Below are 25692 nucleotides of genomic sequence, written 5' to 3' on the forward strand. Positions count from 1 at the left end.
CGGCTAGAAGCCGCGGGTGCGCTTGGCGGCGCGGCGGCCGCCGGCCTCCTGGAGACCGGGCGCCCGCAGGATCAGGCGGGCGACCTCGGCGCCGAGGTTGACCCCCACCGCGATGGCCAACGCCAGCGACACGGCCTGGACCAGCGACGTCAGGCCCTGCGGCAGATGTCCCTGGGCGAAGTTGAGCAGGCCGAAGTACGTGGCGCTACCGGGCAGCAGCGGGCCGATGGCCGCGGTGACGTACGGCAGCGCGGACGCATAGCGGTAGCGGGAGAGCAACTGGCCGAAGAGGCCTACCAGTCCTGCCGCGATCGCGGTGGCGGGCACGGCGTTCATCCCGGCGACGTAGGTGAGCGCGCCGTACACGACCCAGGCAACTCCGCCGTTCAAGGTCGCAAACGCCACGGTGTGACGTTCCTGCTGGAGCAGCACACAGAACGCCAGCGCCAGCAGCATGGCCGCCACGATCTGCACCAACGGCTCGTTGTAGGCCCCCAGCGACTGCTCGGGGTTGAGCCGCCGCAGGCCGGGATTCAGCTGAAGACCGATGTAGAGCACGCTGAGCACGCCGACGACGATGCCGACGATGAGGTAGCCGACCTCCAGCAGACGGGCGGCGGCGGTGATGTAGTAGCCGGTCAGCCCGTCGTGGACGCCGGCGACCAGGGCCCGCCCCGGGATCAGCGCGAACAGTCCACCGGTGATCACCGCGGACGCCTGCACATTGGCGTGCGCCAGGCCGAAGGCGACGCCCACCGCGGCGGGCGGCATCGCGGCGACCACGAACTGGTAGAACTCCGGCAGCCCGCGCGCGGATGCCAGCCAGGCCAGCCGGTCGCCGAGCATGGAGCCCACCGCGGCCGCGACAAACACCAGCAGCTCGCCGCCGACCAGCATGGAGGCGGCACCGGACAGCAGCCCGGAGGCCACCGTCAGCGCCCAGCTCGGGTAGGGGTGGCGGTTGCGGCGGATCTCGGCGAGGCCACGGTAGGCCTCTTCGAGGGTGATGCCCTCGGACGCGATCTCGTCGACGAGCCGGAAGACCGCCGACAAGCGGTTGTAGTCGACGCCGCGGCGCCGCACCGTCCGGCTCGCCGTGACCGGGTCGTCGACCAGTGACGGCTGGTAAGAGATCGACAGCAGCGTGAAGGTGACGGTCGGCTCGACGCGCTCCAGCCCGTAGGCGTGCGCCACGCCGAACATCGCGGCCTCGACGTCCTCGGCGCCCTCGCCGCCGGCGAGCAGGATCTCCCCGATACGCAGCGTCAGGTCGAGCACACGGGGTACGGCCGGGCCGGTCTCGTCGTCGGCCCGCTCCAGGCGCTCGGGGACCGGCCGCTCCCCCACCGGCATCCGCAGCATCGTGCGCATCCGGTCCTGCCAGGGAGCCTCCTTGGTGAGGCGGACGGCGGGGATGCCGTGCGGCGGGGTGAAGGCGTAGCTCAGGGCGGTCGAGCCGGCAGGCATCGGGGTCTGTCCCGTGGTGCCGCTGGGCGGCGCGAACGCCGAGCCCTCCTGCTCTGCGGGAACCTCCGGGCGCAGGCCGGAGGGCAGCGCGAACTCCGAGGTGGGGTGCTCGTCCTCGGGCAGCGGCGGATACGGCACACCCAGCGGCGGGGTGAAGGCGCTGTGCACCTCGTCCGGCTGGGGCTTGCGCTCCTCGGAATCTGCCGGGTCCGAGCCGCCGCCGCTGCCGCTGCTGCTGCCACTTCCGCTCGCGCCGCGCTGGCCGCGTTGTGGGTCCGACGCCACGGTTCTTCGCTCTCCTCGTAAGCCTCCTGACGGATACCAAGGACACGATGCCTGATAGGGGTGGACGGTGCGTGCACGGGGGCGACGTTTCGGCTACCGGTCCACTGCGCTTTGCCCGGCGGAGAACGCCTTTCGGCTGTTCCGCCGTGGCTCCCCCACTGCCTGAAGGGCGTGGGAGGTCCCCCCAGCGGCGGGCGGTTTGCCGCTGCGCGGGGCGTTGGGTGCGGCGGGAGAAGAGACTCGTGGCCGGTGTCAGCGCTTGGCGTGGCGGCCGCGGCGGGTGTCGGGAGCGCGATCCGCCGGGTGGGGCGGGGCGGGCTGCTCGTTCTTGGCCTTGCCGCGGGCGCGGAGGTACTCGATGGCGATCGGCACGACGGAAACCAGCACGATCGCGACCAGGATCAGCTCGATGTGCTGGTGGACGAATGCGATGTTCCCCAGCGAGGCGCCGAGCAGCGTGACACCGGCGCCCCACAGGGCGCCGCCGATCAGGTTGAAGGTGATGAAGGAGCGGTAGTTCATCCGGCTCACACCGGCGATGATCGGCGTGAAGGTCCGCACGATCGGTACGAAGCGGGCCAGGATCAGCGACTTGGGGCCGTGCTTCTCGAAGAACGCATGCGCCTTCTCGACGTTTTCCTGCTTGAAGAGGCGGGAGTCGGGGCGCTTGAAGAGCGAGGGGCCGACCTTGCGGCCGAAGAGATAGCCCGCCTGGTCACCGAGGACGGCGGCCAGCACCACCAGGGAACACACCAGCCACAGCGGCCGGTCCAGCTTGTTCGTCGTCACCAGCAGTCCGGTGGTGAACAGCAGCGAGTCGCCCGGCAGGAAGAAGCCGATCAGCAGGCCGGACTCCGCGAAGACGATGACCAGGACGCCGACCAGGCCGAAGGTCGCGATCAGATAGTCCGGGTCCAGCCACTGGGGGCCGAGCGCGAGAGTATTCACGGGGTGAAGGCTCCTGGGTCGAGGGCGCCGGATCGTGCGGTGCGACGAGCGAAGCGACGAGGGTGCAGGCGCGTGTGCGGCCCAAAACTATCAACGCCACATGGCCCTCCTTGGTTCCAGGCGGGCCCCGGGGGCCCCACCCGAGCGCCACCGACCGCTGGCCGCGTCCAGGGGGCCGGGTGATGCTGGCCGTAAGGAGGTGCGCGCCATGGGCATCGAGGAGTACGGCGGCGGGCAGCATGCGCAGTCCGATGTGCTGGTGGTGACGACCAACGACGTCCCGGGGTTTCACGTGGAACGTGTCATCGGCGAGGTCTTCGGCCTGACCGTGCGGTCGCGTCACCTCGGCAGCCAGATCGGCGCGGGCCTGAAGTCGATGATCGGCGGCGAGCTGCGGGGCCTGACCAAGACGCTGGTCGAGACCCGTAACCAGGCGATGGAACGGCTGGTGGAGCAGGCCCGCTCGCGCGGTGCGAATGCGGTGCTGATGTTCCGCTTCGATGTCACGGAAGCCGCGGACGTGGGCACCGAGGTGTGCGCCTACGGGACGGCTGTGGTGCTCTCTCCGCAGGGCTGAGCACCGGGGCGGGCGGGGCCGGCCGGAGGGCGGCGCACCGCCCCCGGCAAGACCGGCAGAAGCAGCCGTACGGGCCGGGGCGCGCTCCCGGCCCGTACGGGTCACAGATGGCGGACGGCGTTGGCCAGCATCGCGTCCCGCATATAGACGGCGAGGCCGGGCCCGATGGCCTCGTAGGTGGCGGTGAACCGCTCGTCCGCGACATACATCTCGCCGAGTCCGCTGTGCATCTCGTAGGTGCAGTCGTAGTACGCACCACTGATGAACCGCCGGTGCTCCTCCGCGACCTCCATGGCCGCCTCGGAGTCCGCCGGCACGTCCCGCTCGAGCAGGTCCGCCATCTTGCGGTGCAGAGCCTCGAACTCCGCGGTCAGCCGCTTCCAGTCGTCCTTGGTGTACGCGGCCGCCCTGCGCTGCGACTCCTTGTAGGCGTCCGTGCCGCCCCAGCGTTCCTCGGCCTCCTCGGCGTACTCATCGGGGTCGAAGTCCCCGAAGACCTCGAACTTCTCCTCCGGTGTGAGCCGTACGTTCATCCTGCGTGCCTCCATCGCGTGTTCGACGGCCGCGGCCATCTCCTCGAGTCTGGCGATCCGCCCGGTCAGCAGGTCGTGCTGGCGCCGCAGATGTTCCTGCGGGTCCGCGTGCGGGTCGTCCAGGAGGGCGGCGACCTCGTCGAGCGGAAACCCGAGCTCCCGGTAGAACAGGATTTGCTGCAGCCGGTCCAGATCGTCCTCGCCGTAGCGCCGGTGACCTGCTTGGTTGCGTTCGCCGGGCAGCAGCAGCCCGATCGCGTCGTAGTGGTGCAAGGTGCGCACCGTGACGCCGGCGAAGGCGGCGACCTGCCCTACCGGATAACTCACTTCCGCTCCCTTCTCGGTACGCGCTCCACGATGTGTCCTCACGTCGCGTGAGGCGCAAGTCCGCATCATGAAAAGCCGGTGAGGCGGCGGACAGAGGGATGAGATCCTGCCGCACATGCTGGGGATAACGGATCTGTCCACGTATCTGGTGGGTCTCGCACTGATCATTCTGCTGCCGGGGCCGAATTCTCTGTACGTCGTTTCGGTGGCGGCCCGGCGCGGCCCGCGGGTGGCCTACCGGGCGGCGGCCGGCGTGCTGTGCGGTGACACGGTGCTGATGACGCTGTCGGCCGGCGGGGTGGCCTCGCTGCTGCAGACCAGCCCGGTGCTGTTCGCCGTCGTGAAGTTCGCCGGCGCCGGCTATCTGACATGGCTGGCGGTCGGGATGCTGCGCGGCGCCTGGGCGCTGTGGCGCGGCCGGGAGACGCGCCGGGCCGAGCGGCGGGGCGAGGCCGCCGAGGCGCCGAAGGAGACCGTGGAGCGGCCGTACCGCAGGGCGCTGGTGGTCAGCCTGCTCAACCCGAAGGCGATCCTGTTCTTCATCTCCTTCTTCGTGCAGTTCGTCGACCCGTCCTATGCCCATCCGGTGCTGTCGTTCCTGACGCTGGGCGCCTGGGCGCAGTTGTTCAGCTTCACGTACCTGTCGGTCCTGATCTTCAGCGGGACGTTTCTGGCGGCGACCTTCCGCCGCCGCAAGCGGCTGACGGCCGGGCTGTCCGCGGGTGCGGGCGCGGCGTTCCTCGGCTTCGCCGCGAAGCTGTCGCTGGCGAGCGCGAGCTGAACCGGCGCCGGGCGGGCGGGCCCGGCGGCGTCCCGTGCAGGCGGATACGGGCGGGTGGCCCTCCCCCGGGACGGCCGCCCGCTCGTTGCGCTTCCACTGGGTGAACCCTGGAGGCCCCTTACCCCCTATGCCCTTATTGTCGGGTTCCAGGAGGTACGCCGATGCCCGTGCACGATGTGAAGGTCGCCGTCATCTACTACTCGTCGACCGGCACCATCGCCGAGCTCGCCCAGCGGATCGCGGACGCCGCCGAACACGCGGGGGCCGACGTACGACTGCGCCGGACCGCGGAACTCGCGCCGCAGACCGCCATCGACGCCAACCCGGCATGGGCGGCGAACGCCACGGCCACCGCCGACATCATGGAGGCCACCCACGAGGACATGCTCTGGGCGGACGCGGTGATCTTCGGGACCCCCACCCGCTTCGGGAATGTGTCCTCGCAGCTCAAGCAGTACCTCGACACCCTGGGCGGCCTCTGGCAGCAGGGCAGACTGGCGGACAAGATCTACAGCGGCTTCACCGCGAGCGCCACCAGGCACGGCGGCCAGGAGTCCACCCTGCTCGCGCTCTACCACACCGTCCACCATTTCGGCGGCATCCTCGTGACGCCGGGCTACACCGACCCGGCGAAGTTCACCGACGGCAATCCCTACGGCACCTCCCACGTCGGCGGCCCGGGCACCCCGCCCGACGACGACGCGCGCACCGCCGCCCGCATCCAGGCGGAGCGCGTGGTGAAGTTCACCAAGGCCGTCAAACACGGCCTTTCCTTGGCCAGTTGACGGGTAGGGGCGAAAGATGACTCTGCACAAAGGCGCATCGGCATCCGACCGCAAGCACATCGGGCATCCGGTCAACCCGTTCTACGGGGAGGCCGACCCGGTCGCCGGTATGGAGTCCGCCCCGCCGCGGCACACCCTGCCCGACGGCCCGGTCTCCCCGCGTACCGCCTACCAGTTCGTGCACGACGAGCTGATGCTGGACGGCAACTCCCGGCTGAATCTGGCGACGTTCGTCACGACCTGGATGGAGCCGCAGGCCGGGGTGCTGATGGCGGAGTGCCGGGACAAGAACATGATCGACAAGGACGAGTACCCGCGCACCGCCGAACTGGAGAAGCGGTGCGTGGCGATGCTCGCCGACCTGTGGCACGCCCCCGTCCCGTCCGAGGCCGTCGGCTGCTCGACCACCGGGTCGAGCGAGGCGTGCATGCTCGCGGGCATGGCCCTCAAGCGGCGCTGGATGCAGCACAACAAGGGCCGGTATCCGGGTCAGGCCCGGCCCAACCTCGTGATGGGCGCCAACGTCCAGGTCTGCTGGGAGAAGTTCTGCAACTTCTGGGAGGTCGAGGCGCGCATGGTCCCGATGGAGGGCGACCGCTTCCATCTGGACGCGGACTCCGCCGCGGGACTGTGCGACGAGAACACCATCGGCGTGGTCGCGATCCTCGGCTCGACCTTCGACGGGTCGTACGAGCCAGTGGCCGAGATCTGCGCGGCGCTCGACGAGGTCCAGAAGGAGAAGGGCTGGGACATCCCGGTCCACGTGGACGGAGCGTCCGGCGCCATGATCGCGCCGTTCCTCGACCCGGACGTGGTCTGGGACTTCCGGCTGCCGCGGGTCGCCTCCATCAACACCTCGGGGCACAAATACGGCCTGGTCTACCCGGGCGTCGGCTGGGCGCTGTGGCGCAATACAGAGGCGCTGCCCGAGGAGCTGGTCTTCCGCGTCAACTACCTGGGCGGCGACATGCCGACCTTCGCGCTCAACTTCTCCCGGCCCGGCGCCCAGGTCGCCGCGCAGTACTACACCTTCCTCCGGCTCGGCCGGGCCGGCTACCGCGCCGTCCAGCAGGCGACCCGCGACGTGGCCCGGTCGATGGCCGAACGGATCGCCGCACTGGGCGACTTCAGGCTGCTCACCCAGGGCGACCAGCTGCCGGTCTTCGCCTTCACCACCGCGGACGACGTCACCGCCTTTGACGTCTTCGATGTCTCCCGGCGGATGAAGGAACGCGGCTGGCTGCTCCCCGCCTACAGCTTCCCCCCGAAGCGCGAGGACCTGTCCGTCCTGCGGGTGGTCTGCCGCAACGGCTTCTCCCTGGATCTCGCCGACCTCTTCATCGCGGACCTGGAAGAGCTGCTGACCGAACTCCGGCAACAGTCCGGGCCGTTGCAACGCCCGGAGAGCGTCGCGACGGCGTTCCATCACTAGGGGCTTCCCGCCCTGGCGGTCCGGGCCGTCCGGCGGCTGCTGCCGGAGCCGGGAGCAGCGCGCCGCACGCCCCAGCGCCCTAACGCCCCAGCCCCCGGTACCTCCGCACCGCCGCCGGGAAGAACACCGCGAGCAGCACCAGCGGCCACACCACGGCCAGCGGTCCGGCGTGGCCCGCCGCCCAGCTGTCCCCGGACCACCGCGGGTTGGCGAACAGCTCACGCACCGCGCTTGCGGTCGCCGACATCGGGTTCCACTCGGCGACCGCGCCCAGCCAGCCGGGCATTGACGCGGCGGAGACAAAGGCGTTGGAAAGGAAGCCCACCGGCCAGACCAGGATCTGTACCGCCTGCACCAGCTCCGGCCTGCCCGCGAGCAGGCCGAGATAAATACCGATCCACAGCATCGCGAACCGCAGCAGAAGCAGCAGCCCCACCGCGGCCAAGGCGTCGGCCGCGGTGCCGTGCCAGCGCCAGCCCATCGCCAGCCCGACGCCGATCATCACCAGCAGACTCAGCGCCGACTGCAGCATGTCCAGGACGCTGCGTCCGACCAGCACCGCGGACGGCGCCATCGGCATCGACCGGAAGCGGTCGAGCACCCCCTTGCCGAGGTCCTGGGTCACCGCGACCATCGTCGATTCGAGCCCGAACGCCATGGTGAGCGCGAACATCCCCGGGACCAGGTACTCCTTGTAATCACCGCCGCCCGGCACGGCCATCCCACCGCCCAGGAAGTACCCGAACATCAGCAGCAGCAATACCGGAAAGACCAGTTGCACGACGACCTGCACCGGCTGTCGGGCCCAGTGCGCAAGGCCGCGCCGGGTCATCGTCCAGGAATCGGTGACCGCCCACGCCATACCGCTCATACCGTCGTGCCCTCCTTGTCTCCGCCCACCGCCGTGGCAGCCGAGGGGCCCGCACCAGCCGCACCGGCCGCACCATCTGTATCGCCCGCACCGCCCGTATCGCGCCCCCTGCCCCTGCTGCCCGTACCGCCGGCCGCCCCGTGCCCTGTCAGATGCAGGAAGACCTCGTCCAGCGTCGGCCGCCGCACCGCGAGGTCCGCCGCCTCGATCCCCGCCGCCGCCAGCACCCGTACCGCCTCCGCCAGGCCCGCCATCCGGTCGGCGACGGGCACGCTCAGCCGCCTGGCCTCCTGTTCCGCGGCGACCGCGCCGCCGCCCGCCGCACTCCCCAGCGCCTCCTCCAACAGGCCGGCCGCCCGGCCCAGTTGCCCGGCGTCGTGCAGGACGACATCGACCCGGTCACCCCCGGTGGCGGACTTCAGCTCGTCGGGGGTGCCGTCCGCGACCACCCGGCCGCCGTCCACCACCGAGATCCGGTCCGCGAGCCGGTCGGCCTCCTCCAGGTACTGGGTGGTCAGCAGCACCGTCGTACCGCCGTCCACCAGCGAGCGCACCGCCTGCCACACCTCGGTACGGCCCCGCGGATCGAGCCCGGTCGTGGGCTCGTCCAGGAACAGGATCCGCGGCGCCCGCACCAGACTTGCCGCCAGATCGAGCCGGCGCCGCATCCCGCCGCTGTAGTGGCGTACCGCCTTACGGCCGGTACCGGCGAGCCCGAACCGCGCCAGCAGCTCGTCCGCGCGCTCGCCCGCCCTGCGCGCCCCGAGGCGGCAGAGCCGCCCGAACATCTCCAGGTTCTGCCGCCCGCCGAGCTCCTCGTCGACCGCCGCGTGCTGGCCGAGCAGCCCGATCCGCGGCCGCACCTCGTCCGGCTGCCGCAGCACATCGAAGCCGGCGACCTCGGCCCGGCCGCCGTCGTGCCGCAGCAGCGTGGAGAGGATCCGAACGAGGGTGGTCTTGCCCGCGCCGTTGGGTCCGAGGACACCGTGCACCACCCCGTGCGCAACGGTGAGGTCCAGCCCCTCCAGGGCCGCCTTGGTGCCGTAGTGCTTGTGCAGTGCTTCGACGACGATCGCCTGATCGCGGTCCGTCACGACATCTCCTCCCGGCTTTAGTCAAGTTTGACTACGTGCCGACCGAAAGGTAATTCCCGCCGTAACGGTTAGTCAAACTTGATTAATCAGCTTCCGTGGCGACGCCATCGCCATCGCCGTCTCCGCCGCCCTTGTGCCCGGCAGCCCCGCCGCCCTCGGCCTCCGCGTCCTCCTCGGAGCGCTCGCTCCCCTCGGAGCGCGCATCCTTCGTCGCGTACGGGTTCTCCTGCCCCTCGGCGAGCACGCCGACGAACGGTTCCCCCTCGCCGGCGAAGACGTACGCCCCGCCCTCGATCCGCTCGATCAGCCCGCGCGTCCACACCGCGCCACTGTCCGCGGAGTGCACCCACATCTGCATGATCTCGCCGATATGTCCGAGGGCTTCGGGCCCTTCCTCCGGCGTGTAGTGGCCGGTGACCGCGCTGCGCCACTCCTCCAGCGCCCGCACCCGCTCCTTGAGCAGCGCCACCGCCTCGGCCCTCGGCAGGTCGACGACGAAGCCGATGCCCGCGCTGAGCACGTCGACCTTCTGGTCGTGCTGGGCGAGCGCCGCGCGCAGCAGCGCGAAGTACTCCGTCTCGCCCGCCGCGGTGAGCTCGTACTCGGTACGCGGCGGGCCACCGGCGGTGCTGGGCGCGATGTCATGGGCGTGCAGCAGCCCTTGCTTGGCCATCTGCTTGAGCGCGTGGTAGATCGACCCGGGCTTGGCGTTGGACCACTCATGGGCGCCCCAGTACTCCAGGTCGTTGCGCACCTGATAGCCGTGCGCCCGGCCGTGCTGCCGCACGGCGCCCAATACCAACAGCCGGATCGCCGACATCGTCTCCTCTATCCCTGAACGCGCCCCTGCCGTCAGCCTAGAACGCCCCGGCAGGGCCCCGCGCTCACCCCTGCCGCGCCGTGCGCTCCTCGTCCACCAGCGCAAAGGCCGTCTTGCCGTCCAGGGACTCACGGAGGATGTCGGCGTGACCGGCGTGCCGGGCCGTCTCCTCGATCAGGTGCAGCAGCAGCCAGCGCATCGACTGCCGGGCCTGCGGCGGGAACCACGGCGCCTCGGGCAGCGGGAAGGTGTCGTTCAGGCTCGGCACGGAGCGGATGAACTCCTCCGTACGCCCCGCGACCTCGTCCCAGAACGCCAGCATCTCCGCCAGGCTCTCGCCGTCCTCGAGCCGGAAGCTCAGGTGCCAGGTCTCGGCGGTCCGCTCGATGGAGCGCGGCCGTTCCTGGGCCATCTCGATCCAGGTCTGCTCGGTCTGCGCGACATGCTTGACCAGCCCGGCCAAGGACAGCTCACTGGCGCTCGGCCGCCGGTCCGCCTCGGCGTCGGTCAGCCCCAGGACCGCCCGCCGCAGCCCGCCGCGCTGGGCCTCCAGGAAGGCCAGCAGTGCGCCGGTCTCGTCGCCGTGGGCCTCGGCAAGAACGTGAGTGGGCATGAGATCCGCCTTTCATGACGCCTCGTGACGTCTCGTGACATCCCCCGGCGGCCGGCTTGTCGCCGTCCGCCTTCGACATCACTCAAGGTAGGAACCCATGCGGTCAGCTTCTGTCCGCAACCCGCGGCGAATGCCCCCGGACCGCCCCGCTCCTCAGAACGGGAACTGCGACCGCCCGTGCTGGATGGAGATCCACTTGGTGGTGGTGAAGGCCTCCACCATCGCATCGCCGTTCAGCCGCCCCACCCCGGAGCTCTTCGCGCCGCCGAACGGCACGATCGGCTCGTCGTGCACCGTGGCGTCGTTGACGTGGAACATCCCGGTCTCGATCCGCTTGGCGAACCGCACACCGCGCTCGATGTCAGCGGTGTGCACGGCGCCGCTGAGCCCGTACGGCGTGGTGTTGGTGAGCCGCACCGCCTCGTCGTCACCGTCGAACGGCACCAGCACCACCACGGGCCCGAAAATCTCCTGCTGCAGCAGCGGGGAGTCCTCCGGCAGGCCGCTCAGCACGCTGGGTGCCACCAGCGTGCCCCGGGTCTCACCGTGCAGGAGCGCCGAGGCGCCGTCGGCGACCGCGCGGTCCACCAGCGAGGTGATCGCCTCGGCCTGGCCCTCGTTGATCAGCGGTCCGATATGGGTCTGCGGGTCGGTGGGGTCGCCCACCTTCAGGGCCGCGACCCTGGCGACGAACTTCTCGGTGAACTCCCGCTCCACGGCGCGGTCCACGAGGATCCGGTTGGCGGCCATACAGACCTGGCCCTGGTGGACGAAGCGGCTGAAGACGGCCGCGTCCACGGCGTAGTCGATGTCGGCGTCGTCGAGCACGACCAGTGCGCTGTTGCCGCCCAGCTCCAGCACGGAGTGCTTGAAGTGGGCGGCGGCGACCGTGGCGACATGCCGGCCGACCTTCTCGGAGCCGGTGAAGGAGATGGTCTTGGGCACCGGGTGCTCGATGAGCGCATCACCGATCTCGGCGATATCGGTGACCACGACGTTGAGCACCCCCGCCGGCAGCCCCGCCTCCTCGAAGATCTTGGCGACCAGACCGCCGCCGCACACCGGGGTGTTCTGGTGCGGCTTGAGGACGACCGCATTGCCGAGCGCAAGGGCCGGCGCCACGGACTTGAGCGACAGCAGGAAGGGGAAGTTGAAGGGGCTGATGACGCCGACGACACCCACCGGCAGCCGGTAGAGACGGTTCTCCTTGCCGTCGATGGGCGAGGCCAGAATGCGGCCCTCGGCGCGCAGCGCCAGCTGGATCGCCTCGCGCAGGAACTCCCTGGCCAGATGCAGCTCGAAGCCCACCTTGACGAGCGTGCCGCCGACCTCCGCGGCGATCGTCTCGGCCAGCTCCGCCTCACGGTCGTCGATGATCCGCAGCACCCGCTCGAAGACGGTCCGCCGGGTGTACGGATTGGTGGCGCCCCACTCCCGCTGCGCGCGCTCGGCGGCACGGTAGGCCTGGTCGACCTCCTCGACCGTGGCGACGGGTATGGAGGTCAGCTTCTCCCCGTTATAGGGATTGAAGTCGACGATGTCCCACGAACCGCTGCCGGCCCGCCACTCGCCGTCGATGAACTGATACGCCAACTCGTCGAAGTAGGACATGCCATCCCGATCTGGAGAACAGGGCGCTCAGGGCGCCGCATGGGGGGGTGCTGACTCCTGATGGTGCGCCATCCTACCGATGCGTCACATCAGTTGGAGTAGACCACGCAGCAGGTCCCTGGTCTCGGCCGGATTCGGCCCCTCTTCCTGGAGGCGGTCCATCACCCGGGCGTATTGCGCCACCTCTTCGGGCTTGTCCACATAGAGCGCACTCGTCAGCTGCTCCAGGTAGACGACGTCCGGCAGACCGGACTCCTGGAAGCCGAGCATCGTGAAGGCTCCGCTCTCGCCCGCATGCCCTCCCAGGCTGAAGGGCATCACCTGAAGCCGCACATTCGGTCTCTCGGACACCTCGATCAGATGCTTCACCTGCTCGCGCATCACGGACCGTTCCCCGTAGGGGCGGCGCAGCGCGGCCTCGTCCAGGACACAGTGGAACTGCGCCGATCGCTCGGTCACCAGCAGCTTCTGGCGCTCCATACGCAGCGCGACGCGGCGCTCGATCTCGGCGGGCCCGGCATCCGGCATGCCCCGTCTGACGACGGCCTGCGCATAGCCCTCCGTCTGCAACAGCCCGTGCACGAACTGGACTTCGTAGACCCGGAGGAGGGAAGTGGCGCCTTCCAGACCCACATACGTCTGGAACCAGCCGGGCAGCACATCGGTGTAGCTGTGCCACCAGCCGGCCACATTCGCCTCGCGCGCCAGTGACAGCAGCGCCTCGCGCTCCTGGGCGTCGCCGACCCCGTACAGCGTGAGCAGGTCCTCCACATCCCGTGCCTTGAAGCTCACGCGGCCCAACTCCATGCGGCTGATCTTCGATTCGGAAGCACGGATCGAGTAGCCGGCCGCCTCACGGGTTATCCCGCGCGATTCACGCAGCCGACGGAGCTGCGACCCGAGCAGGATCCGCCGCACCACCGACCCGCTCGACTCACTTGCGGACACCTCTCAGACCCTCCTGTGACCCCACCCCGTCCAACAGTGGGCCGCAGTCTGCCACGTTCGGGCTTCGTTGAGTGCTCATCCGGTTACTGATATGTGAGGCCCCCGCAACCCCTCCACACGAACTGACGGGAAGAATCCGGAGGAAAACCGTCCGGCCTGGCGCAATCACGGCACGTGCACGTGCATCTGCCCTTGCATCTGTCCCGCGCATTGGGAACCATAGGCGTCGCACGCATGCACGCTCGTGAAAGATCCGCCAGATCCGGCTGACCGGCCAGGGTCATGACGTCCGCGAACGCCAGGAGTGCCTCGCATGGGGACCAAGGTTTTGACCATGCTCGAGCCGTTATGGCAGGGCTTTCCTCCCGTCGACCCCTTGGCTGTCTCCGGATCGGCGTCCCGCACACTCCCGGCGCGCTATGAATCGGTGCGCAGTGCACGTGCGTTCACTCGCGAGACCCTGCAGGGCTGGGATCTGGACGATCTCTTCGACTCGGTCGCCCTCGTGGTCTCCGAACTCGTCACCAATGCCCTGCGGCACGCGATCCTGGCCGCCCCGGAGCAGGAGCACCACGACGCCACCCCGCCCGCCCGGCTGCACCTGATGCGCTGGTCCTCCCGGCTGATCTGCGCCGTACGGGACCCGAGCGATGATTCACCGGTCGCCGGGGAGGCGGATTCCGCCGCGGAGTCGGGTCGCGGGCTGTATCTCGTGGACTCCTTCAGCGACAGCTGGGGCTGGCATCCGCTGGCCGGTGCCGCACACGGCAAGATCGTGTGGGCCCTCTTCCGGCTGCCGTAGCCGCTTCCCTCGCGCCGGGCGCTACGTCGTCACCTACGGCGCCCGGCTGCAGGGTGCGGACACCGCGCCGGCCGCGGCTACTTCACCGGGACGGCCACCGCGCGCGCTGCGCTGCGGCCACCGCGCGCACTGCGCGCCGCACCCGCACGCCCCTCCGGCCGCCGCCCGGGCACCGACACCCTGGTGCTCCCCACGGGCCCTCAGTCCCGTACGAGATGGTCGAACTCCCCGTCCTTGATGCCGAGCAGCATCGCCCGGACCTCGGCCGGTGTGTAGACGAGCGCGGGACCGTCGGGGAAGCGGGAGTTGCGGACCGCGATGTCACCCCCGGGCAGCTTGGCGAACTCCACGCAGGAGCCCTGGGAGTTGCTGTGCCTGCTCTTCTGCCATGCCACATCACGGAGATCTGTGGCGGCCATGCCGTTGTATGCGTGGAGCACAGGGGTCTCCCGGTGATAAATGGTGTCAACTGCCCCGGAGCATAGCCGCGTTCTCATGCGTATGCATGCGCAGATGCACGTGCACGACAGCCGGTGCAGAGGCGGTCACAGCTCGTCGAGCACCCCGGCCGCCCGCCCTCTCGCGGCCGGCTTCCACTCGTCACCCCTGCTCAGGTGCGCCCTGCACCTGGTACGGACCGCAGGCTCGATGCCCTCACGGCCCTGGGAGAGACGTGCGCCACGTCCTGTGGGTTCCGGGGAGGGGCGGGCGTCCGACCGACGCGGGGCAACGAGGGTGACGGGGGGCGACGGACGACGGGGGGCGACGGGGGGCGACGGTGATCATCCTCGTCAACGCGCTCCCGCCCCGCACGCGGCGAGCAACCCAGTCCATCGGGCGCGACGAATAGGGGTTAGCATACGGAAATGGTTTCCATTTTCAATAGGCCCTCGGCAGAGGCCCCGACCGAAGGGACGGCACCATGTCCGCCCGCTGTCAGCTGACCGGCCGCACGCCGGGCTTCGGCAACTCCGTCTCCCATTCGCACCGGCGCACCCCGCGCCGCTTCGACCCCAACATCCAGCGCAAGCGGTACTGGCTGGAGAGCGAGGGCCGGCACATCCGGCTCACGCTGAGCGCCAAGGGCATCCGGACCGTGGACACGATCGGGATCGAGACGGCGGTGGCCCGTATCCGCGCACGAGGGGAGAAGGTCTGATGGCCAAGCAGAGCAAGATCGCCAAGAACGAGAAGCGCCGCATGACCGTCGCCCGCTACGCGGCCCGGCGCGCGGTCCTCAAGGCCGTCATCCGCAGTCCGCACACCCCCGAGGAGGAGCGCACCGCCGCCCGGCGCGAGCTCTCCCGCCAGCCGCGGGACGCCGGCGCCACCCGGGTGCGCAACCGCGACGGCGTCGACGGGCGCCCGCGCGGCTACTTCCGCGCCTTCGGCCTGTCCCGTGTACGGCTGCGCGAACAGGCGCACGCGGGCTACCTGCCGGGGGTCCGCAAGTCGAGCTGGTAGCCACGTCGCCGGCCGTCCGGTCCAGGGTCCGCCCCCCGGACCGGACGGCCGGACCGTTGGGGTAATACTGGACAGAACGTCCGCCGCCCCTCCCGACGAAAGCGAGCGCGCACATGCTCCGCAACGCCTTCGAGCCCTGGCATCTGATCCTGATCATCGCGGTACTCGTGCTGCTCTTCGGCTCGAAGAAGCTGCCCGACATGGCACGCGGCCTGGGCCGTTCGATGCGCATCCTCAAGGCCGAGGCCAAGACGCTCAAGGCCGACGCGCCGGAGGCGACGCCCCGCCCGGAAGCGACGCCCCGCCCGGACGCCACGCCCCGCTCGGAAGCGACGCCCCGCCCCGAGGCCGCCGCCCGCCACTGAGGCCGGTCCGCCGGCCACTCAGCCACCCCCGGCCGCTCAGTGATCGCCGACCGCTCAGTGATCGCCGACCACTCAGTGATCATCGGTCATTCAGGGATCGCCGGTCACTCAGTGATCGCCGCCCTCGTCGATCAGCCGCCGCACCTCGCGGTCGATCAGCCCCAGCCGGGCCTCGGCGACCAGCGGCACCGCCCGGCGCTGCCGCCGCGCCTCGGCGAGATCGATCTCGACGGTGACCAGCGAGGGCTCCCACTTGGGCGCCTGCGCCACCACCGCGCCCCGTGGGTCCACCACCCGCGAGCCGCCCCAGAACGCCGCGCCGTGCTCATTGCCCACCCGGTTCACGAAGACCACCCAGCACTGCAGCATCTTCGCCGTATAGGACAGCAGGGTGTCCCAGTAGAGCCCCGTGTCCATCGCCTCCGGATCCAGGCTCGCCGCACTGTTCGTCGGGACGAACAGCACCTCGGCACCGTCCTGCACCGCCAGCCACGGCAGGGCCGGCTGCCAGGCGTCATTGCACACCAGCGTCGCGCCCCGGCCCCCGCTCCGGTCCCGCTTCAGCTCGTACGCACGCAGTGACTGCCCCGGGCTGACGTGCTTGCGCTCCTCCCAGGCCAGGTAGTTGGGGAGGTACAGCTTGCGGTGGGCATGCACCAGTTCACCCGCCGCGTAGTGGGCCGCGGTGTTGTAGGCCCGCAGACTGGTGTGCTCGTGGAAGCCGACCAGCACATCGGGGCCGAGGGTGCTCAGCTCCAGCAGCCTCGGATCGCTCGCCGCGAGCGACGCGTCACGCTCCAGTGCCCCCAAGTGGTAGCCATGCAGGCTCAGTTCGGGAAAGACGACAAGATCCGCAGCCTGCGCCGCCGCCTGCTCGATCTGCTCACGGGCGACATCGAGGTTCTCCGCCACCCCGCCCAGCACACAGTCCGTCTGCGCCAGCGCAACGAGCATGGCCCCACCTCATCGACCCATCGCTTTTGCGGCTTTCACCCCAATTTTGCCAGAGGGTGCAGCACGCGGCACGGCCCCGCGGCGCTTCCGGCTCCGCCCTGCTTCAAACACCCGGGAGCCGGGTCCCCACCAATGAGCGAAAGAACGATCCTTCCCGTGCCGGACACGGCCTTCGCGCGTTGATCCGCACGATCCGTCGTACGACCCGGAGGGGCGCTTCCAGCCGCAGCGCCGCCCTGGGCAGCGTGGCACGACGGCCCGCGGTCGAGCCGTCCGGCGATGCCGACGGCCGGCTCGACCGGGCGGACGGGGCCGAGCGGCCCGCCGGACCCGCTCGGCCGGCCGTCGAGCCCCCGGCCTCCCGGGGACCCCGCCCTGCACAGGCGGCCCACGCACTCAACTGCGACGCGTACGGGACCGGCGCAACAGCAGCACCCCTCCCACCAGCAGCCCGCCGCCCATACCGGCCACCACGCCCAGCTCGCCGGGTCCGGTGGCCGCCAGCAGCGCGGAGCCCGCCGAGTCCCCGGCCCGCGTCGCCGCTCCCCCCGGTGCGTCCCGTGCGGGCCGTGGTGCGGGCACCACCCCCAGGCCCCCCGAGGACTTCCTCGCGTGCTGCGGCGCCGTCTTGGCCGCCAGCGCCACCGCCGGGCCCTCCCGGTGGGGCACCCCTTCGGGGGCCGTGCGCCGCCGGACCGGCTCAGCGGCGGGCCGCTGCGCCACCGGGGGCGGCGGGGCGGCATGCAGGGGCCGCCGGGCTGCCGCTCCGGGTGCCGCGCCGTTCCCGCACGAGGCACCGGTCGCCGGGTTGAGCGCCGCGCCCCCGTCCACCGAATTGCCACACACATTGGCCGGGGTATCCACGGTCACCTGGATGCTGTTGCCGGACAGCACTCCGGGAGAGTTCGTCGCACCGCCCGCGGCGCCGGCATCCGCGGACGCCACACCGCCGCCCGCGCCCAGCACGCCCGATGCCGCCGCCGCCACGAACACACACGCCTTCAGGCTCTGTCGCACCTCTCGTCCCTCCTCTGCAGTCAGTGCGTAGCCACGCCGTCCGCACCGCCCGTGCCGCTCACACGACCGGGCGGCCGGCAGCGCGTACGCGGCGCCGGCCGCCCGGAGACACAAGCGGTGGAACGGCCGGAGTCGTTGGCGGTCAGCGGTTGCCGACGCCGTTCCCGGAGAGGAACGGAATGCCGTCGATGATGTGCGACAGCGGCTCGTCACCCTTGGCCTGCGTCGAGTTCTGGGTGCACTGCTGGTTCTGGCGGTTGGAAAGGATGTTGATGTCGGAGGCATGAAGCACGTGCAGGAGGTGCACGGGCGTCTTGTTCGTGGCGAGGCACAGCTGGTTCAGCGAGCCCTGGACGAGGCCGAGCTGGGTGCTCAGGTTGCCGCGCGTGGTGGAGTTGCCGTAGACCGACGCCGCACCGTTTCCGTTGACCGTGGTGGTGCCCTTCTGGTCACCGATCGCCATGGCCTCAGGCGCGGCCGCAGCGGACATACCGATCAGCGACGCCGCCACAGCCGCGCCCGCCATCATCTTCTTCATCACGCAAACCCTTCAGGAGAAGAAACTCCCGACACGGGAGCCCTGTTTGAACAACCCGCCATACCGTCTCGGGTTCTGCACCATCACCCGAATAGCTGGTACCGGGTGTGCATATCTGCCCTTGCCGCCACTCGACCTCGCCCGAATCGACGCACCGACAATGCGATTTGTCGCTCCGGAGCGTTAATTCCCTTCGTACGGAACAGGGCCCGCGACTCCGATGAACGGAATCGCGGGCCCTGCTCTCGATACGGACGGCGTGCCAATGCCCTGGCAGCCCCATCAATCTCACCAGGGCATCGGCACGCTTCCCTCCACACAACATTCCTAACGATCGGCGCACCGGCGTCGAGTCACGAGCGAATAACATTTCCGCGCCCACACCGGACAGCAGAAACCCGGGCCGCCCGGAAGAAGGAGGACCGGACGGCCCGGGTGCTACTCAGCCGGTCAGCGGTTGCCGGCGCCGTTACCGGAAAGGATCGGGATGTTGTCCAGGATGTGCGACAGCGCCTCGTCACCCTTGGCCTGGGTGGAGTTTTCGGTGCACTGCTGGTTCTGCGGCGACGACAGAACGTTGATGTCACTGAGGTGGCCCAGGCCGACGCCATGAATGGGCAGCTTGCCCACAGCGAGGCAGGGCTTGTTCAGCGAGCCCTGGATCAGGCCGATCTGCGGGCTCATGTAGCCGTAGGTGGTGGAGTTGCCGAAGTACTCCCGCGCACCGTTGCCGTTGACGGAAGACGTTCCGTGCTGGTTACCGATCGCCATCGCCGCGGGGGCCGCGGCCGCGGCGACACCAACAATGGAGGCAGCCGCGGCTGCGGTCGCCAAAACCTTCTTGATCATTTTGGTCCTTTGTGTTTCGGGATGCCCTTGGGCCGGGCAATCTGCCCAACTCACAGGGATGATTTTGGTTGTTCTCATTCACTCAAATGAGCTGGCCGGTCTGATCCGTTTTGCCGATCGGGATCACGGCCGGACGGCGGAGCGGGAATAGCCGGGATGCGGCGGAGTCCCGGCCTCATCCAATCCGCCGTCGAGTGCCGCGGAATACCGATACTGCGCCGAACTCACCGGAGCGGCCGAGGAACAGTGAAGTTCACACCTGCGTCACCGCGCCCGGGGCGGTCGCTCCCGCCGCCCGCCCGCCGCCGGCGCGTCCCGTACTTACTTGAGCGGGAGGCCACCGAGCAACGGGGTCTTCTTGGCCGTCCCGGCAACACCACGGAGCAGCTTCTTCGGGGCGGTCGACCTGAGCTTGCCCCCCGCGGTCTTGACCGTTTTGACCAGCGGCATGAGCTCGTGACCGTCCAGCTGCTTGCTGCTCAGCGCGTCGTTCAGCCCGCCGTTGAGGCTCATGGTCGGGGCTCCGGGCTGGGCGGCGAATGCGGGTGCGGCGACCCCCAGCGCCATGACGGAACCGGCAACAACCGCGGCAGACTTTGCGTACTTCACTTCAACTGTCCCTTCTCGGGCGGTGCTTGACGGTCCGGCGGCAGCAACGCCACATGAGCAATCACTTCGCTGCTCGGATACCGATTTCAGCGTGACTAACGAGTGCCTACGTCCTGGGAAACCCTGAAGTTTCACTCTTCCCGGACGAGCCGCCCGAAATAGCGGGCGCTATATGTCCACCCGCACAAAGCGAATGGCGACCGGCCCCGGTGCGCAGGGGACCGCGCACCGGGGCCAGGTCACGTCGACATGGCTCGAATTCCTTCGAGTCAGGTGTTCAGGCAGTTGTTGCCGAACGCCGGGTTCAGCAGCGCAACGATGTTGACGGTGTTGCCGCAGACGTTGACCGGGATATGCACCGGAACCTGGATGGCATTGCCGGAGAGCACACCGGGCGAGTTCTTGGCGCCACCCGCAACCCCTGCGTCGGCGAAGGCCGGCGCCGCCGCACCCACCGCCATGATCGTACCGGCAGTGATCGCTGCGACCTTTGCGTACTTCACTTTCAGCCCTTCCTTGCAGCGGGTCCGTGGCGAACACGACCCTCGTGTCGCACGGGCGCTTTCCGCTCACCCGTAACACCGCCGCGATATTGGTAACGATTTCCTCTCGTGCACGAAACTCTTGCCGGGAGGTTTTCGGGGGAATCGCCCGAACGATGCAACACCGCTTCAGGAGATTGTCACCGCGCATACGACGCGGAAAAAACACCGGAGTTCGAACAATCGAGACACCCGTCGAATACGAATTCCTACCGAAAAGGGGATCGAGAGCCTACGTCCCTACGGTTCGTAACGGGGCGCCGCAGGTCCCGGACCGCTCTGGAAACGAGAGGCGGCGGTCCAGGCCTGCGGCCGTTGGCCGGCTCAGTGGTTGCCGACACCGTTCCCGGACAGAACCGGGAGGTCGCTGAGGATGTGCGACAGCGGCTCGTCGCCCTTGGCCTGCGTCGAGTTCTCCGTGCACTGCTGGTTCTGCGGATTGGACAGCAGGTTGATGTCGGAGACGTGAAGCACGTACGCGATATGGGCGGGCAGCTTGTTGATCGCGATGCAGGGCTTGTTGAGCGAGCCCTGCACGAGCTCCAGTTGCGGGCTCATCTTGCCCACGGTGGTGGAGTTGCCGAACGCGCTCTTGGCACCGTTGCCGTTGACCGTGGAGGTGCCGTTGTGGTTGCCGATCGCCATCGCCTGGGGGGCGACCGTTGCCGAGATGCCGACGACGGACGCGGCTACAGCCGTCGTGGCCAGGACCTTCTTGATCACGATTTACCCTTCTCGAAGCGGAGTGCCCGTATCCGGAGCGCACTGGTCAACTCGCTTCTGGGGGTGCGGTTTCGCCGTTTCACCCGAATGCCACGAAACCATAGATACATATCACTGCGCGGGCCGATTTCGGCCTCCGGAAGGAGTTTGGCATTTCAAAGGCCGGTAGGAAGAATTCCCACCGGCCTTTGCCGGCGGGAGGTTCGCCCACTGGATGCCGCCCTCAAGGGCCATGGAGAAAGCATGAGTTGCCGACACCTACGCCGCCGGCCACCGGATGCGGCCGGGCGTCGATGCCGAGAGGGTTGCGCGCACCGCGCGGTGCGCGGAATGTCAACCTGCCAAAGATCACGTCCGGTTGGGGACGGCTCCGCGGCAAGGGCGTCAGAAGGTGACCGTGCATGCGGCGTGTGGCTGCGTATAGGGGTGTCCGGTCCTCCGTGCCGCGGAGTCCGGGAAATTGCTTCCTGGCAGCGGGGGTGGGCGGCGGCCTGCCTCGCCCCCGGGGGGCGAGCCGTGGGCGTCCCGCCGGCATGAGGCTGCCGGGGTCGTGTCGTCTGCGCTGGTCAGGGCGAATGTCAGACCCTGGTGGAAGACTCGTGGGCATGAGATGGGCGGTGGTGGAGACGGGTGACGGGGGTGCTCGTCTCTGCCCGCTGGACCGGGACGGCCGGCCCGCCGGACCGGTGCTGCGGGAGCCCTCGCTCGCCGAGGCCGTGCGCAGTCGGCCCGAGGTCGAGCGGTGGGTGTGGCGGTCCACCGCGGAGATCTACCGGCGGCTGCTGGCAGAGGTGCGAGTCGAGCGGTGCTATGACGTGGAGGCCGCGGAGGCGCTGCTGATCGGCCATGAGGAGGGCCAGTCGGGCCAGCCGCATTCGCTGGCCGCCGCCTGGGCGCGACTCCACGGCCGGCCGGTCCCGCAGGACGCGCCGGTCCGTACGGCTCAGGCCCAGCCGTCCCTGTTCGAGCCGGGCTCGGTGCCGCTGCCGCCCGGTACGGACGAGCTCACGGCGCTGCTGGAGGTCTATGCCGGCCACATGGCACGTACGGAGAGGGCGGAACATCCGGACCGGATGCGGCTGCTGCTCGCCGCCGAATCCGCGGGCATGCTGGTCGCCACGGAAATGGGGCGGGCCGGGGTGCCGTGGCGCGCCGACGTGCACCGCAAGCTGCTCGACGAGCTGCTGGGAGAGCGCTATCCGGGCGGAGGGGAGCCGCGCCGGATGGCGGAGCTGGCCGACGAGGTGTCCCGGGCCTTCGGGGCGGGCCGGCGGGTGCGCCCCGATCTGCCCAACGACATCATCAAGGCCTTTGCCCGCGCCGGGATTTCCCTCACCTCGACCCGGAAATGGGAGCTGCAGCAGATCGATCACCCCGCGGTGGCACCGCTGCTGGAGTACAAGACCCTCTACCGCCTCTACACCGCCCATGGGTGGGCATGGCTCCAGCAGTGGGTGCACGACGGCCGCTTCCGCCCCGAGTATCTGCCCGGTGGCACGGTCTCCGGGCGCTGGACCACCAACGGCGGGGGTGCGCTGCAGATCCCCAAGGTGATCCGGCGTGCCGTACGCGCCGACCCGGGGTGGCGCCTGGTGGTCGCCGACGCCGCCCAGATGGAACCCCGGGTGCTGGCGGCCGTCTCCCGCGACCGGGGCCTGATGGAGCTGGCCGGCAGCGGCGAGGATCTGTACGCGGATCTGGCCGCCCGCGCGTTCGGCGGCGACCGCGCCCGCGCCAAGCTCGGTCTGCTGGGCGCCATCTACGGCCAGACGTCCGGCGACGCACTCAAGCACATGGCCGATCTGCGCCGCCGCTATCCGGCCGCGGTGGCGTATGTGGACGAGGCGGCGCGCGCGGGCGAGGAAGGACGGCTGGTGCGCACCTGGATGGGCCGCACCTGCCCGCCCGCGTCCGTGGCACCCCCCGACGAGGCGGGCCTGCCCCAGGAGGAGGAGCCGTCGCCGGCCTATGGCACCGGCTCGGCGGCCGCCCGCGCGCGTGGCCGGTTCACCCGCAACTTCGTCGTGCAGGGCAGCGCTGCCGACTGGGCCCTGCTGCTCCTGGCCGCGGTGCGCCGCTCGTTGTCGGAGGGCGGGCTCCGCGCCGAACTCGTCTTCTTCCAGCATGACGAGGTGATCGTGCACTGCCCCGCGCAGGAGGCGGAGACGGTCGCCGAGGCGATCACGGCGGCCGCCGCGACGGCCGGGCGGATCGCGTTCGGGGAGACTCCGGTCCGCTTCCCGTTCACCACGGCGGTGGTGGAGTGCTATGCCGAGGCGAAGTGAACGGGGCGGCGGGCGGAGCCGGGCCGGTGCAGCGGGGCCGGCGCAGGCCGTGGGGGCGCGCATGCAGGCTGCGGGTGGGCGCGGACGCGTGCGGGCGGTGATCGTGAGCAGAAGCTGTGGCATGTCCGTTCTGAACGAGGAGCACTCCGTATGAGCGTCCAGCCCGAGACGAATGACCGGACCGCGATGCGGGTGCACCCCGAACTCGTGCCCGCGTTCGAGGCGTTGCCGCGGATCTCCGATCCGTATGAGGACATCGAGGCCGCGCGCGCCGGGTTCCACGAGCTGCTGGCCGCCTTCCCGGCAGACCGTACGGGCGTGTGCAGTGAGCGGTTCGACATCCCGCGAACGGGCGGCGGCGCACCTGCGGACGGCGGCACGCTGACGGTCGAGGTCTACCGTCCGGAGGGGGCGGTGGGCGCCGATCCGGGGGCCGCCCAGGGGGCCGATCCGGGAGCGGGCGGGCACGGTGATGCCGCCGAGCGCACCGGGAGTGCCAGGAACGCCAGAAGCACCGGAAGAGCCGGGAACGTGCTGCCCGCCGTACTGCATTTCCACGGGGGCGGGTTCGCCCTCGGCCGGGCGCTGCCGGGACAGGACCGGGTGGCCATCGAGCTCTGCCGCACGCTGCCCGCCGTCATCATCACCGTCGAATACCGCCTCGCCCCGGAGCACCGCTATCCGGCCGCGGTGGAGGACTGCTATCTCGCGCTGGAATGGGTGGCGGGGCGGGCCGCCGAGCTGGGCATCGATCCCGCGCGGATCGCTGTGGCGGGCAAGTCCGCGGGCGGTGGTCTCAGCGCCGCGGTCGCCCTGATGGCCCGCGACCGCGGCGGGCCGCGGCTCGCCTGTCAGTCGCTGTGCGTCCCTGATCTGGATGACCGGGTCGGGGCGGACGCGACGGTGGACAAGGCGGCGGACAAGGCGGCGGACGAGGCGGCGGAGACGGAGCGGGCCCTGGACGCGCGGGTGCTCAATGGGCGCGGTGTCCGGTCGTCGTGGCAGCACTACCTTCCGGAAGGGATGACGGAGGCGGAGGCGTATGCCGCGCCCGCCCGCGCCACCGAGCTGTCGGGGCTGCCGCCGGCCCATGTCCTGGTCTGCGATCTCGACCCGATGCGCGAGGCGGGGCTGGCCTACGCCCGGCGCCTGATGGACGCGGGGGTGCCGGTCACGGTCCGCAATGTGCCCGGTGCCTGGCACGGCTTCGAGCTGTACGCGCCGGACACCCGGGTGGCGAAGGAGATGACGGCCCACTGGACGGGGCAGTTGCGGGCGGCGCTCCATCCGGCGTCCCCGGCGGTGGTGTGAGTCCGCTCAGTCCGTCCCCGTCCCTCCCGGCGGGCCGGGAGCGTCCTCCCCCGCCGATGCCCCGGCAGCTTCGGCGGCCTCGGCACCCTGGACGTCGCCCCCGTGCCCGCCGCCCGGGACCTCTACGGTGGAGATCAGGCCACGGGTGATCCGCTTCGTCGGCACCTTCTCCTGTGGCAGAGCATGTCGGCGATGTGCCACTACGCCTACGGCGCCGGCCGGCCCGCGCACAAGGAAGCGGTCAGGGAGCACGAGGTGAAGCCCTTCCACCACGAGGCAGCGTTTCTGCGCTGCCGGCCCTATGGCGCCCAGGGCACACTGGACGGCCAGGAGCCGATGGCAGCGGCCGCGAGGGCGGCGCAAAGCCCCTAGGGGCCCCTGGCCGGGTGTGCCCCGGCCGAGGGTCAGGTGAACGCCGAAGGCCGGGTGAACGGTGCAGGGCTACCGGGGCGGAACGGGACGCGCTTCAATTCCCGGGTGTGCGAGACATGTTGATGGAGCAAACCATTGGACGCGAGCCACATTGACGGCGGAGGGGAGCCGGTGAGGATGAGTGACGAGAGCCCGACGGAGGCGGAGGCGGACATGATGAGTGGTGGGAGCAGTGACAAGGGAGCTGCCGCGGGCGCGCGCGGCGGCGAGCTGGAGCGCATCAATCCACCGCATCTCGCGCCGCCGACCGGATTCAGCCATGCCGTGCGCGCCGCCCAGGGAACCATGGTCTTCCTCGCCGGGCAGACCGCTCTCGACGGTTCGGGCCGGATCGTCGGGGACGGCATCGTCGAGCAGTTCGAGCGGGCGCTGACGAACCTCCTGGACGTCGCGGCAGCCTCCGGCGCCCGCCCGTCCGACCTCGCCAAGCTCACCGTCTTCGCCGTCGATGTCGCCGACTACCGCCGCCATGCCCGTGACCTCGGCGCGGTGTGGAAGCGCCTGGTCGGCAGCGATTACCCCGCGATGGCCGTGATCGGCGCCACCCGTCTGTGGGACGAGACGGCCCTGGTCGAGATCGAAGGGATCGCCGTCGTCCGCTGACGGCACGACGCCGGCGCCGACGCCGGCCACTGCGCCACCCTTGCGCACCAGGGTGCCTGCACACCGGAGCCGCCCGGCTGCCGCGACTCCCTTTACGCGCGAGGGG

The 25692-nt window shown here is 70.2% G+C and carries 29 protein-coding genes; 12 read left to right on the plus strand and 17 right to left on the minus strand.

Annotated features, from left to right (window positions below; genetic code table 11):
• Positions 1 to 3 precede the first annotated feature (3 nt).
• Positions 4 to 1752 carry a threonine/serine exporter family protein gene (locus ACGFR7_RS14155; protein ID WP_393317794.1) on the minus strand — a complete coding sequence of 583 codons (1749 nt, stop codon included), beginning with the start codon at positions 1750 to 1752 and terminating at the stop codon, positions 4 to 6.
• A 252-nt stretch (positions 1753 to 2004) separates the two neighbouring features.
• Positions 2005 to 2700, minus strand: a complete 696-nt coding sequence (locus tag ACGFR7_RS14160) for a DedA family protein (RefSeq protein WP_393317797.1) — start codon at positions 2698 to 2700, stop codon at positions 2005 to 2007.
• A 208-nt stretch (positions 2701 to 2908) separates the two neighbouring features.
• Here ACGFR7_RS14160 and ACGFR7_RS14165 point away from each other — a divergent pair, with 208 nt between their 5' ends.
• Positions 2909 to 3277, plus strand: a complete 369-nt coding sequence (locus ACGFR7_RS14165) for a YbjQ family protein (protein ID WP_088799183.1) — start codon at positions 2909 to 2911, stop codon at positions 3275 to 3277.
• A gap of 101 nt (positions 3278 to 3378) precedes the next feature.
• On the opposite strand, the gene ACGFR7_RS14170 is transcribed toward ACGFR7_RS14165, so the two are convergent.
• Positions 3379 to 4137, minus strand: coding sequence for a MerR family transcriptional regulator (locus tag ACGFR7_RS14170; protein WP_393317800.1), 759 nt, complete (start codon positions 4135 to 4137; stop codon positions 3379 to 3381).
• Between the two features lie 115 nt (positions 4138 to 4252).
• Between ACGFR7_RS14170 and leuE the strand changes: the two genes are divergently transcribed.
• The 3 genes from leuE (at position 4253) to ACGFR7_RS14185 (ending at position 7135) form a co-directional block, all read left to right on the plus strand.
• Entirely contained in the window at positions 4253 to 4918 is a 666-nt protein-coding gene (gene leuE, locus ACGFR7_RS14175; RefSeq protein WP_393317803.1) for a leucine efflux protein LeuE, read from the plus strand.
• A 161-nt stretch (positions 4919 to 5079) separates the two neighbouring features.
• Positions 5080 to 5703: an NAD(P)H:quinone oxidoreductase gene (wrbA, locus tag ACGFR7_RS14180; RefSeq protein WP_393317806.1), complete on the plus strand. Its 624-nt coding sequence runs from the start codon at positions 5080 to 5082 to the stop codon at positions 5701 to 5703.
• A gap of 16 nt (positions 5704 to 5719) precedes the next feature.
• Positions 5720 to 7135 (plus strand): glutamate decarboxylase, encoded by a 1416-nt coding sequence (locus tag ACGFR7_RS14185; RefSeq protein ID WP_393317809.1) that lies wholly within the window; start codon positions 5720 to 5722, stop codon positions 7133 to 7135.
• Positions 7136 to 7214: 79 nt separating this feature from the next.
• Here ACGFR7_RS14185 and ACGFR7_RS14190 read toward each other — a convergent pair whose 3' ends face one another.
• The 6 genes from ACGFR7_RS14190 to ACGFR7_RS14215 all read right to left on the minus strand — a co-directional run bounded on the left by ACGFR7_RS14190 (position 7215) and on the right by ACGFR7_RS14215 (position 13092).
• Complete coding sequence (locus tag ACGFR7_RS14190) at positions 7215 to 8006, minus strand: ABC transporter permease (RefSeq protein WP_393317811.1); 792 nt, start codon at positions 8004 to 8006, stop codon at positions 7215 to 7217.
• Positions 8003 to 9100: an ATP-binding cassette domain-containing protein gene (locus ACGFR7_RS14195; RefSeq protein WP_393317814.1), complete on the minus strand. Its 1098-nt coding sequence runs from the start codon at positions 9098 to 9100 to the stop codon at positions 8003 to 8005. Before ACGFR7_RS14195 ends, ACGFR7_RS14190 begins: the two co-directional genes overlap by 4 nt.
• 82 nt (positions 9101 to 9182) lie before the next feature.
• Positions 9183 to 9920: a PadR family transcriptional regulator gene (locus tag ACGFR7_RS14200; protein ID WP_393317817.1), complete on the minus strand. Its 738-nt coding sequence runs from the start codon at positions 9918 to 9920 to the stop codon at positions 9183 to 9185.
• 64 nt (positions 9921 to 9984) lie between these two features.
• Entirely contained in the window at positions 9985 to 10533 is a 549-nt protein-coding gene (locus ACGFR7_RS14205; RefSeq protein WP_393317820.1) for a DinB family protein, read from the minus strand.
• Between the two features lie 153 nt (positions 10534 to 10686).
• Positions 10687 to 12144 carry an aldehyde dehydrogenase family protein gene (locus ACGFR7_RS14210; RefSeq protein WP_393317823.1) on the minus strand — a complete coding sequence of 486 codons (1458 nt, stop codon included), beginning with the start codon at positions 12142 to 12144 and terminating at the stop codon, positions 10687 to 10689.
• 84 nt (positions 12145 to 12228) lie between these two features.
• Positions 12229 to 13092 (minus strand): helix-turn-helix domain-containing protein, encoded by an 864-nt coding sequence (locus ACGFR7_RS14215; RefSeq protein WP_393317826.1) that lies wholly within the window; start codon positions 13090 to 13092, stop codon positions 12229 to 12231.
• Between the two features lie 313 nt (positions 13093 to 13405).
• On the opposite strand from ACGFR7_RS14215, the gene ACGFR7_RS14220 reads away from it, so the two are divergent.
• On the plus strand, positions 13406 to 13894 hold the full coding sequence (locus tag ACGFR7_RS14220) for an ATP-binding protein (protein ID WP_393317829.1): 489 nt from the start codon (positions 13406 to 13408) through the stop codon (positions 13892 to 13894).
• 200 nt (positions 13895 to 14094) lie between these two features.
• On the opposite strand, the gene ACGFR7_RS14225 is transcribed toward ACGFR7_RS14220, so the two are convergent.
• The gene (locus ACGFR7_RS14225) at positions 14095 to 14334 is read right to left on the minus strand and encodes a DUF397 domain-containing protein (protein ID WP_086718280.1); all 240 of its coding nucleotides are present in this window, start codon (positions 14332 to 14334) and stop codon (positions 14095 to 14097) included.
• Between the two features lie 482 nt (positions 14335 to 14816).
• Between ACGFR7_RS14225 and rpmB the strand changes: the two genes are divergently transcribed.
• From rpmB to tatA, 3 genes are all read left to right on the plus strand, one after another.
• Positions 14817 to 15053: a 50S ribosomal protein L28 gene (gene rpmB / locus ACGFR7_RS14230; protein ID WP_393317832.1), complete on the plus strand. Its 237-nt coding sequence runs from the start codon at positions 14817 to 14819 to the stop codon at positions 15051 to 15053.
• Positions 15053 to 15358 carry a 30S ribosomal protein S14 gene (rpsN, locus tag ACGFR7_RS14235; RefSeq protein ID WP_393317834.1) on the plus strand — a complete coding sequence of 102 codons (306 nt, stop codon included), beginning with the start codon at positions 15053 to 15055 and terminating at the stop codon, positions 15356 to 15358. The genes rpmB and rpsN overlap by 1 nt, the downstream gene beginning before the upstream one ends.
• Positions 15359 to 15471: 113 nt before the next feature.
• Positions 15472 to 15723 (plus strand): Sec-independent protein translocase subunit TatA, encoded by a 252-nt coding sequence (tatA, locus tag ACGFR7_RS14240; RefSeq protein ID WP_393317837.1) that lies wholly within the window; start codon positions 15472 to 15474, stop codon positions 15721 to 15723.
• 108 nt (positions 15724 to 15831) lie between these two features.
• Here the strand turns inward: tatA and ACGFR7_RS14245 are convergent, their stop codons facing one another.
• From ACGFR7_RS14245 to ACGFR7_RS14275, 7 genes are all read right to left on the minus strand, one after another.
• The gene (locus tag ACGFR7_RS14245) at positions 15832 to 16677 is read right to left on the minus strand and encodes a nitrilase-related carbon-nitrogen hydrolase (protein WP_393317839.1); all 846 of its coding nucleotides are present in this window, start codon (positions 16675 to 16677) and stop codon (positions 15832 to 15834) included.
• Between the two features lie 396 nt (positions 16678 to 17073).
• Positions 17074 to 17694, minus strand: a complete 621-nt coding sequence (locus ACGFR7_RS14250; protein ID WP_393317841.1) for a chaplin — start codon at positions 17692 to 17694, stop codon at positions 17074 to 17076.
• 142 nt (positions 17695 to 17836) lie between these two features.
• Complete coding sequence (locus ACGFR7_RS14255; RefSeq protein WP_393317843.1) at positions 17837 to 18232, minus strand: rodlin; 396 nt, start codon at positions 18230 to 18232, stop codon at positions 17837 to 17839.
• Positions 18233 to 18682: 450 nt separating this feature from the next.
• Positions 18683 to 19081 carry a rodlin gene (locus ACGFR7_RS14260; protein ID WP_393317846.1) on the minus strand — a complete coding sequence of 133 codons (399 nt, stop codon included), beginning with the start codon at positions 19079 to 19081 and terminating at the stop codon, positions 18683 to 18685.
• Positions 19082 to 19402: 321 nt separating this feature from the next.
• Positions 19403 to 19690, minus strand: a complete 288-nt coding sequence (locus ACGFR7_RS14265; protein WP_393317849.1) for a hypothetical protein — start codon at positions 19688 to 19690, stop codon at positions 19403 to 19405.
• Positions 19691 to 19959: 269 nt separating this feature from the next.
• Positions 19960 to 20193 carry a chaplin gene (locus tag ACGFR7_RS14270; RefSeq protein ID WP_393317851.1) on the minus strand — a complete coding sequence of 78 codons (234 nt, stop codon included), beginning with the start codon at positions 20191 to 20193 and terminating at the stop codon, positions 19960 to 19962.
• Positions 20194 to 20556: 363 nt separating this feature from the next.
• Positions 20557 to 20955 carry a rodlin gene (locus tag ACGFR7_RS14275; protein WP_393317854.1) on the minus strand — a complete coding sequence of 133 codons (399 nt, stop codon included), beginning with the start codon at positions 20953 to 20955 and terminating at the stop codon, positions 20557 to 20559.
• A gap of 599 nt (positions 20956 to 21554) precedes the next feature.
• Between ACGFR7_RS14275 and ACGFR7_RS14280 the strand changes: the two genes are divergently transcribed.
• The 4 genes from ACGFR7_RS14280 to ACGFR7_RS14295 all read left to right on the plus strand — a co-directional run bounded on the left by ACGFR7_RS14280 (position 21555) and on the right by ACGFR7_RS14295 (position 25586).
• Positions 21555 to 23240, plus strand: coding sequence for a bifunctional 3'-5' exonuclease/DNA polymerase (locus ACGFR7_RS14280; RefSeq protein WP_393317856.1), 1686 nt, complete (start codon positions 21555 to 21557; stop codon positions 23238 to 23240).
• A gap of 150 nt (positions 23241 to 23390) precedes the next feature.
• Positions 23391 to 24551, plus strand: a complete 1161-nt coding sequence (locus ACGFR7_RS14285) for an alpha/beta hydrolase (RefSeq protein WP_393317859.1) — start codon at positions 23391 to 23393, stop codon at positions 24549 to 24551.
• A 192-nt stretch (positions 24552 to 24743) separates the two neighbouring features.
• Entirely contained in the window at positions 24744 to 24923 is a 180-nt protein-coding gene (locus ACGFR7_RS14290) for a hypothetical protein (RefSeq protein WP_393317862.1), read from the plus strand.
• A 216-nt stretch (positions 24924 to 25139) separates the two neighbouring features.
• A complete protein-coding gene (locus ACGFR7_RS14295) occupies positions 25140 to 25586 on the plus strand; it encodes a RidA family protein (RefSeq protein WP_393318568.1) in 447 nt (148 codons plus the stop codon).
• Positions 25587 to 25692 lie beyond the last annotated feature (106 nt).

The organism is Streptomyces sp. NPDC048516, from assembly GCF_043199875.1.
GTDB lineage: Bacteria > Actinomycetota > Actinomycetes > Streptomycetales > Streptomycetaceae > Streptomyces.

Excerpts from the sequence above, each read along its gene's own strand:
- ACGFR7_RS14200 (WP_393317817.1), bottom strand. The coding sequence starts at position 9,920 with ATGTCGGCGATCCGGCTGTTGGTATTGGGCGCCGTGCGGCAGCACGGC.
- leuE (WP_393317803.1), top strand. The coding sequence starts at position 4,253 with ATGCTGGGGATAACGGATCTGTCCACGTATCTGGTGGGTCTCGCACTG.
- rpsN (WP_393317834.1), top strand. The coding sequence starts at position 15,053 with ATGGCCAAGCAGAGCAAGATCGCCAAGAACGAGAAGCGCCGCATGACC.
- ACGFR7_RS14185 (WP_393317809.1), top strand. The coding sequence starts at position 5,720 with ATGACTCTGCACAAAGGCGCATCGGCATCCGACCGCAAGCACATCGGG.
- ACGFR7_RS14190 (WP_393317811.1), bottom strand. The coding sequence starts at position 8,006 with ATGAGCGGTATGGCGTGGGCGGTCACCGATTCCTGGACGATGACCCGG.
- ACGFR7_RS14205 (WP_393317820.1), bottom strand. The coding sequence starts at position 10,533 with ATGCCCACTCACGTTCTTGCCGAGGCCCACGGCGACGAGACCGGCGCA.
- ACGFR7_RS14210 (WP_393317823.1), bottom strand. The coding sequence starts at position 12,144 with ATGTCCTACTTCGACGAGTTGGCGTATCAGTTCATCGACGGCGAGTGG.
- ACGFR7_RS14255 (WP_393317843.1), bottom strand. The coding sequence starts at position 18,232 with ATGAAGAAGATGATGGCGGGCGCGGCTGTGGCGGCGTCGCTGATCGGT.
- ACGFR7_RS14295 (WP_393318568.1), top strand. The coding sequence starts at position 25,140 with ATGAGTGGTGGGAGCAGTGACAAGGGAGCTGCCGCGGGCGCGCGCGGC.
- ACGFR7_RS14285 (WP_393317859.1), top strand. The coding sequence starts at position 23,391 with ATGAGCGTCCAGCCCGAGACGAATGACCGGACCGCGATGCGGGTGCAC.
- ACGFR7_RS14165 (WP_088799183.1), top strand. The coding sequence starts at position 2,909 with ATGGGCATCGAGGAGTACGGCGGCGGGCAGCATGCGCAGTCCGATGTG.
- ACGFR7_RS14260 (WP_393317846.1), bottom strand. The coding sequence starts at position 19,081 with ATGATCAAGAAGGTTTTGGCGACCGCAGCCGCGGCTGCCTCCATTGTT.
- ACGFR7_RS14290 (WP_393317862.1), top strand. The coding sequence starts at position 24,744 with ATGTGCCACTACGCCTACGGCGCCGGCCGGCCCGCGCACAAGGAAGCG.
- tatA (WP_393317837.1), top strand. The coding sequence starts at position 15,472 with ATGCTCCGCAACGCCTTCGAGCCCTGGCATCTGATCCTGATCATCGCG.
- rpmB (WP_393317832.1), top strand. The coding sequence starts at position 14,817 with ATGTCCGCCCGCTGTCAGCTGACCGGCCGCACGCCGGGCTTCGGCAAC.
- ACGFR7_RS14245 (WP_393317839.1), bottom strand. The coding sequence starts at position 16,677 with ATGCTCGTTGCGCTGGCGCAGACGGACTGTGTGCTGGGCGGGGTGGCG.
- wrbA (WP_393317806.1), top strand. The coding sequence starts at position 5,080 with ATGCCCGTGCACGATGTGAAGGTCGCCGTCATCTACTACTCGTCGACC.
- ACGFR7_RS14220 (WP_393317829.1), top strand. The coding sequence starts at position 13,406 with ATGGGGACCAAGGTTTTGACCATGCTCGAGCCGTTATGGCAGGGCTTT.